This window comes from Streptomyces sp. NPDC055078 (assembly GCF_053607985.1).
This window is the reverse complement of the sequence record NZ_JBSGUP010000484.1, coordinates 1-6,262: the sequence shown is the minus strand read 5'-3', so window position 1 is coordinate 6,262 and position 6,262 is coordinate 1. Positions and strand designations below refer to the sequence as shown.

7 protein-coding genes are annotated in these 6,262 nt (G+C 70.3%); 2 read left to right on the top strand and 5 right to left on the bottom strand.

Annotated elements, in window-relative coordinates; genetic code table 11:
* Positions 1 to 386, top strand: a 386-nt coding sequence (locus ACWF94_RS29930; RefSeq protein ID WP_453495332.1) for a 4'-phosphopantetheinyl transferase family protein, incomplete at its 5' end; no start/stop codon positions are given.
* 58 nt (positions 387 to 444) lie between these two features.
* Here the strand turns inward: ACWF94_RS29930 and ACWF94_RS29925 are convergent.
* The 5 genes from ACWF94_RS29925 to ACWF94_RS29905 form a co-directional block, all read right to left on the bottom strand.
* On the bottom strand, positions 445 to 1,416 hold the full coding sequence (locus tag ACWF94_RS29925; RefSeq protein ID WP_453495329.1) for an FAD-dependent oxidoreductase: 972 nt from the start codon (positions 1,414 to 1,416) through the stop codon (positions 445 to 447).
* A gap of 259 nt (positions 1,417 to 1,675) precedes the next feature.
* A complete protein-coding gene (locus ACWF94_RS29920) occupies positions 1,676 to 2,497 on the bottom strand; it encodes an SDR family NAD(P)-dependent oxidoreductase (RefSeq protein WP_453495326.1) in 822 nt (273 codons plus the stop codon).
* Positions 2,494 to 2,886, bottom strand: coding sequence for a MaoC/PaaZ C-terminal domain-containing protein (locus ACWF94_RS29915; RefSeq protein ID WP_453495323.1), 393 nt, complete (start codon positions 2,884 to 2,886; stop codon positions 2,494 to 2,496). The genes ACWF94_RS29920 and ACWF94_RS29915 overlap by 4 nt, the downstream gene beginning before the upstream one ends.
* Positions 2,883 to 3,341, bottom strand: coding sequence for a MaoC family dehydratase N-terminal domain-containing protein (locus ACWF94_RS29910; RefSeq protein ID WP_453495320.1), 459 nt, complete (start codon positions 3,339 to 3,341; stop codon positions 2,883 to 2,885). Before ACWF94_RS29910 ends, ACWF94_RS29915 begins: the two co-directional genes overlap by 4 nt.
* A 3-nt stretch (positions 3,342 to 3,344) precedes the next feature.
* The gene (locus ACWF94_RS29905) at positions 3,345 to 4,535 is read right to left on the bottom strand and encodes a lipid-transfer protein (RefSeq protein ID WP_453495317.1); all 1,191 of its coding nucleotides are present in this window, start codon (positions 4,533 to 4,535) and stop codon (positions 3,345 to 3,347) included.
* A 455-nt stretch (positions 4,536 to 4,990) separates the two neighbouring features.
* Here ACWF94_RS29905 and ACWF94_RS29900 point away from each other — a divergent pair, with 455 nt between their 5' ends.
* Positions 4,991 to 6,148: an acyl-CoA dehydrogenase family protein gene (locus ACWF94_RS29900; protein ID WP_453495314.1), complete on the top strand. Its 1,158-nt coding sequence runs from the start codon at positions 4,991 to 4,993 to the stop codon at positions 6,146 to 6,148.
* Positions 6,149 to 6,262 lie beyond the last annotated feature (114 nt).

Sequence of the window (6,262 nt, the reverse complement as noted above, 5' to 3'; positions counted from 1 at the left end):
GCACCGACGCCTCCGCTATCGGCATCGACGCCGAGCCGAACGGGCCGCTGCCCGACGGCGTCCTGCGCCAGGTCGCCCTGCCCGCCGAAGAGGACCGGCTGGGCGCGCTGGCCACCGGCGATCCCGCCGTCCACTGGGACCGGCTGCTCTTCAGCGCCAAGGAGAGCGTGTTCAAGACCTGGTATCCGCTCACCGGTCGGGAACTCGACTTCCGCGAGGCGGAGCTGACCTTCGATCCGGCCGGCGGTACGTTCTCGGCCCGGCTGCTCGTCCCGGGCCCCGTCGTCGGCGGGCGCAGCGTGGACACGTTCACCGGACGCTGGACGGCGGGCAACGGGCTGGTCGTGACAGCGATCGCGCTCCCCGCTCCCGCGCCGAGCGGCTGAAACACCGGGACACCCGGACACCCGGACGTCCCGACACCCGGACACCGGGTCTACCGGTCTACCGGTCGGCGACTCCCCGTGTGGCGTAGTACGAGCGCAGGGCGGCCTCGCCCCCGGAGCCCATGGCGGTCATGATCCGCTGGAAACGGGCGGAGCGGAGGTCTCCGGCGACAAGGACACGGGGGTGCTGGTCGGCGGGCAGGCAGTATCCGGCGCTGTCGCGGACGAGGTCGCCGGGCGGAGCGGTCGGCGCGTTGCCGATGCTGAGGAAGACCGCGTCCGCCGTGACCTGCCGCCGTACCCCGTCCCGGCCCACCGTCTCCGCCGTCGGCGCCGCGCCCTCCGGCGAGCGCGGGGTCAGATACAGCTGGTCGACGGGGTGGAGGGTGACGCGGGGGTCGTCGCGGATCTCCTCGATCTTGTAGTCGTCGCTCGCCGGGTACGCGACGAGCAGTCGCGTACCGGTGGCCGGGTGCGCCCGCAGAAACGTGCCGATCGGGCGGTCGCCGCCGAGGACGAGCAGGGTGCGGCCCGCCGCGTCGTCCGCGCCCGCCTGCCAGAGCGGGGGCAGGGTGAGGCCGGAGGGGGCGGTGAGCCAGGGGACGTCCCGGGGCTGGAGCGGACCGGCGCCCGTGGCGACGATCGCGTACGGCGCGGTCAGACGGATGCCGGTGTCCAGGGTGACGGTGACATGGTCGTCGTGGGCACGGAGTCCGGTGGCGTGGCGGCCGAGTTCGAGCCGGCACACCGCCGTGTCTCTCAGCTCCGCCGTGATGGCATCGGCCAGTTCCGGGCCGCTGGTGCAGCCGCCGAGTACGTTGCTGAGCGCCGGGATGCGGTACAGGCTGTGGCACAGGACGTCCCGCTCGATCAGGACCGTGCTCATGCCCACGCTCGCGGCCATCCGGGCGGCGGCACAGCCGGCCGGGCCCCCGCCGATGACGATCAGGTCGGTGTCCGCGTGCACACCGGTGCCGGTGCGGGCGCCGGAGGCGTGGGGCGAACGCGTACGGGGCGGGGTGGCGGCCATTCGGCAATTCCAGCAGCACGGCGCCTGTGTGCGGGACGGTTTGCGGGGACTGTTGACGTATCGCGCCGTCGGTCATCGCGAGCCGGCCGTCCGTCCGGGACCGGTCCGGAGCGGGACCGAAGCGGCGGGTACGGGGGGCGCTGGGGCTGGGGGCGGGCCCGGGGCCGGGGCGGGCCGCGGGCGTACCCACCTGCCGCCCGCCGCCGGTCGCCGCGCCCGCGCACGACAGGCCCGCACGCCCGCACCGCACCCGGTCCGCTCAGTAGCCGCCGGAGCAGAGGATGACCTGCCCGCTGACGTAATTCGACTCGGGCAGGCAGAACATATAGACGGCGCCCGCCGCCTCCTCGGGGGTGCCCGCGCGGCCCAGCGGGATGCCCTTCTCGAACTGGGCCAGGAGTTCGGGGTTGACGCCCACCGACAGCTTGCGGCCCTCGATGTCGATCTCGGCGCCGCCGCCGGCCGGAGCTTCGGTGAGGCGGGTGCGGATCAGGCCGTACGCGACGGCGTTGACGTTGACGTTGTAGCGGCCCCACTCCTTGGCGAGGGTCTTGGTGAGTCCGATGACGCCCGCCTTGGCCGACGAGTAGTTGGACTGGCCGACGTTCCCGTTGACGCCCGACCCCGAGGAGATGTTGACGACCTTGCGGTGGACGACCTCGCCGCGCGCCTTCTCCTCCTTGGCCATGCGGGAGATATGCGGCTGGGCGGCGCGCAGAATCTGGAACGGTGCCTTGAGGTGGACGTCGAGGATGGCGTCCCACTGTTCGTCGGACATCTTCTGGATGACGCTGTCCCAGGTGTATCCGGCGTTGTTGACGATGATGTCGAGGCCGCCGTACGTCTCGATGGCGGTGGTGACGAACCGGTCGGCGAAGCCCTCATCGGTGACGGAGCCGGGGCAGGCCACCGCGCTGCCGCCGGCCGCCTTGATGTCGGCGACGGTCTGCTCGGCCGGGTCCGGGTCGAGATCGTTGACCACGACGTTCGCGCCCTGGGACGCGAGTTTGAGGGCGATCTCCCGGCCGATGCCCCGGCCGGAGCCGGAGACGAGGGCGGTCTTGCCGGTGAGTGTGCTCATGCCGCGAGTTCTCCTTCGATGACCGCGGTGCCCTTGAGGGTGACCGTGCCGTCCGCGAGTTCCATGGTCAGATCGAGATGGGTGAGCCCGTCTTCGACCTTGGTGACCAGGGCCGTGGCGGTGGGCTCGGCGTACAGGGGGGTGATCGAGGTGAAGCGGACGCCGTACGAGCGGATGCGCTCCTGCGGGACGTTGGCGGTCAGCAGCCGGCCGAGGTAGGCCATGGAGAGCATCCCGTGGGCGAAGACATCGCTCATACCGGCCGACTTGGCCACATCCAGGTCGATGTGCATGGGGTTGTGGTCCCCGGACGCGCCCGCGTACAGGGCGAGCGTGGTGCGGGTGATCTTCGGCAGTTGGAGTTCCACTTGCCCGAGTTCGCGTTTCACTTGCCCGCCTCCGGGTTGCGCACGACCAGGCTGCTGGTCAGCCGGGCGACCGGCTCGCCGTCGCGGGTGACTTCGGTGGCGCGCACGACGAATTCGAGCGCGCCGCCCTTCTTGCTGTACACGTCCGTGATCCTCGTGGTGAAGGTCAGACGGTCGCCCGCGTACGCGGGGGCGTGATAGGTGAAGCCCTGCTCGCCGTGGAGCACCCGGCGGATGTCGATGCCGAGCAGGTCGACCAGGGAGGGTTCCTCGGCGGGGCGCTCCATCTCCAGACAGAAGACGAAGGTGGGCGGCACCGGCAGATCGCGGTGGCCCGCCGCCTTGGCGCTGTCCAGGTCGGCGTAGACGGGGTCCGTCTCGCCGATCGCCTGGGCGAAGAAGCGCAGCCGGCCGCGCTCCACATCGACGGTCAGGGGCGGCAGTTCGGTGCCGATCACGTCCGGGCTGATGGCCATGGGTCAGCTCGCCTTCTCGTACAGCGTGACGACACAGGCACCGCCGAGGCCGAGGTTGTGCTGGAGCGCGAGGTTGACGCCGTCGACCTGGCGGGCGTCGGCCTGGCCCCTGAGCTGCCAGACCAGTTCGGCGCACTGTGCGAGACCGGTGGCGCCCAGGGGGTGGCCCTTCGACATCAGTCCGCCGGAGGGGTTGACGACGACCCGGCCGCCGTAGGTGTTGTCGCAGTCGGCGACGAACTTCTCGGCGGTGCCCTCGGGGGTCAGTCCGAGCGATTCGTAGGTGATGAGTTCATTGCTGGTGAAGCAGTCGTGCAGTTCGACGACGCCGATGTCCTCGGGGCCGGCGCCGGACGCCTCGTAGACCTGGGTGGCGGCGGAGCGGGCCATGTCGTAGCCGACGACGTTCATCATGTCGCCGGAGCCGAAGGTGGAGTCGAAGTCCGTGGTCATCGACTGCGCCTTGATCCGCACATCGGTCCGCAGGCCGTGCCTGCGGGCGAAGTCCTCGCTGGTGACGATGGCCGCGGCGGCGCCACAGGTGGGCGGGCAGCACATCAGCCGGGTCAGCGGGCCGTACTGGTGGGGGGCGGCGAGAACCTCCTCGACCGTGATCGGGGCGCGGAAGACGGCGTAGGGGTTGTTCGCCGCGTGGGCGCGCGACTTCACGGCGATCCTGGCGAACACCTCGTTGGTGACGCCGTACTTGTCCATATACGCCTGTCCCGCGCCGCCGAAGAGCTGCGCGGCCATCGGCGCTCCGTCGGCCCAGCCCTGGATGTCCCGGGTGACCCCCAGGCTGCGGGCCATGGCCGGCGGGCGGTCGTCCGGCCGGTCCCCGCCCAGGGCTCCGCGCCGCATCTGCTCGAAGCCGAGCGCGAGCACGCACTCGGCGGTGCCGCCGGCGACCGCCTGGCGGGCCAGGTACAGCGCGGTCGATCCGCTCGCGCAGTTGTTGTTGACGTTCACGACGGGGATTCCGGTGCGGCCGACGCCGTACAGGGCGGCCTGGCCGCTGGTGGAGTCGCCCTGGACGTATCCGGCGTATGCCTGCTGCACCAGTTCATAGCCGATGCCCGCGTCCGCCAGCGCGGCGCGCACGGCGCGCTCGCCCATGACGTCGTACGACTCACTCTGGCCCGGCTTCATGAACGGGATCATTCCGACCCCGCTCACATACACATTGGCGGTCACTGCTTCCTCCCAAACCGGTGGTTCCTCACAACGGGCCGGCGGCCCCTGCGCCTTGGTGGCCCCGCCGCCGCCTCGCGGCCATGGTGCGGCGGGCCGATGGCGCCATCCGGCGCGGGGCCGCCCGGCGCGTGGCCCGGCGTGGGGCCAACACCACAATCCCCTTCGATGACCCGACACATCATTTACTTTCAACCCAGGAATGCGACAAGTCAATGGTTCACAAGAATCCATCTGGAGACGTACTGTTTACATACCGGTTCCTGGGCACGGTCGGGGCGGTGCCCGTCCCACCACGGACGCCACCACGGACGCCACCGAAGACACCGCGAAGAACACCAGGGAAGACGCCAGGAAAGAGACCAGGCAAGAGACCAGGCAAGACACCGCCAAGGACGTCGCCAGGGCCGGACGCCGTGATCCGATCGGCGATCCACCACTTCTGATGCGAGGTAGCCGTGCGCCGTACCGTGTTCAACGAGGACCACGAAGCCTTCCGGAAGACCGTCCGGGACTTCATCGCCAAGGAGGTCACGCCCCACTTCGATGAGTGGCAGCGGGTCGGGCACCCCCCGCGCGACTTCTACAACAAGCTCGGTGAACTGGGTGTCTTCGGGATCTCGGTGCCGGAGGAGTACGGCGGCGCCGGCGAGACCAGCATCAAGTACGAGGCCGTCCTCGGCGAGGAGACGGCCCGCGCCGCCGTCACCTTCGGCGGTTCCGGTGTCCACGCGGGTCTGTGCCTCGGCTATCTGCTGCGCTACGGCACCGGGGAGCAGCTGCGCCGCTGGATGCCGCCGTTCATCAGCGGCGCGACGATGTACGCCATCGCCATGACGGAACCCGGCACCGGCTCCGACCTGGCCGGGATGCGCACCACCGCCAGGCTGTCCGCCGACGGAACCCACTATGTGCTCAACGGCGCCAAGACCTTCATCACCGGCGGGGTGCTGGCCGACCGTGTCCTGGTGGTCTGCCGTACCTCCCCGGCGCCCGAGGAGAACCGCCGGCTCGGCCTGTCCATCCTGGTCGTGGACGCCGGGGCCGAGGGGTACGCGGTCGGCCGCAAGCTGGAGAAGATCGGCATGCGTACGTCCGACACGGCCGAACTCTCCTTCACGGACGTCAGGGTGCCCGTGGGCGATCTCCTCGGCGAGGAGGGCAGCGCCTTCTCCTACCTCTCGGAGAACCTCGTCAAGGAGCGCCTGGTGATCGGCGTCCACGCCTGCGCCGACGCCACCGCGGCGATCGGTTTCGCGATCGACTACGTCAAGGAACGCCAGGTGTTCGGCAAGCCCGTCGCCGCCTTCCAGAACACCAAGTTCGTACTCGCCGAGTGCGCCGCCGAACTGGAGGCCGCGCAGGCCATGCTCGACCGGGCGATGGAGCTGTACGACGCGGACGCGCTGTCCTCCGCCGACGCCGCCAAACTCAAGCTGTTCACCACGGAGGCCGCGGGCCGCATCATCGACAAGTGCCTTCAGCTGCACGGCGGTTACGGCTACATGCTGGAGTACCCGATCGCCCGGCTGTACGCGGACACCCGTGTCAGCCGTATCTACGGGGGCACGAACGAGGTCCAGAAGACCGTGATCGCCAAGTCGCTGGGCCTGTGAGCGACGGTGCGGGAGATGCGGAAGACACGGTGAGCGGTCTTCTGCGAGCGCTGACGTGAGCGGTGGTGTGAGCGGGGAGATGAGCGCTGACGTGAGCGGGGATATGAGCGGTGG

Bases quoted from the DNA above. Each gene is read 5' to 3' on its own strand.
- ACWF94_RS29910 (WP_453495320.1), bottom strand. From the start codon at position 3,341: ATGGCCATCAGCCCGGACGTGATCGGCACCGAACTGCCGCCCCTGACC.
- ACWF94_RS29925 (WP_453495329.1), bottom strand. From the start codon at position 1,416: ATGGCCGCCACCCCGCCCCGTACGCGTTCGCCCCACGCCTCCGGCGCC.
- ACWF94_RS29920 (WP_453495326.1), bottom strand. From the start codon at position 2,497: ATGAGCACACTCACCGGCAAGACCGCCCTCGTCTCCGGCTCCGGCCGG.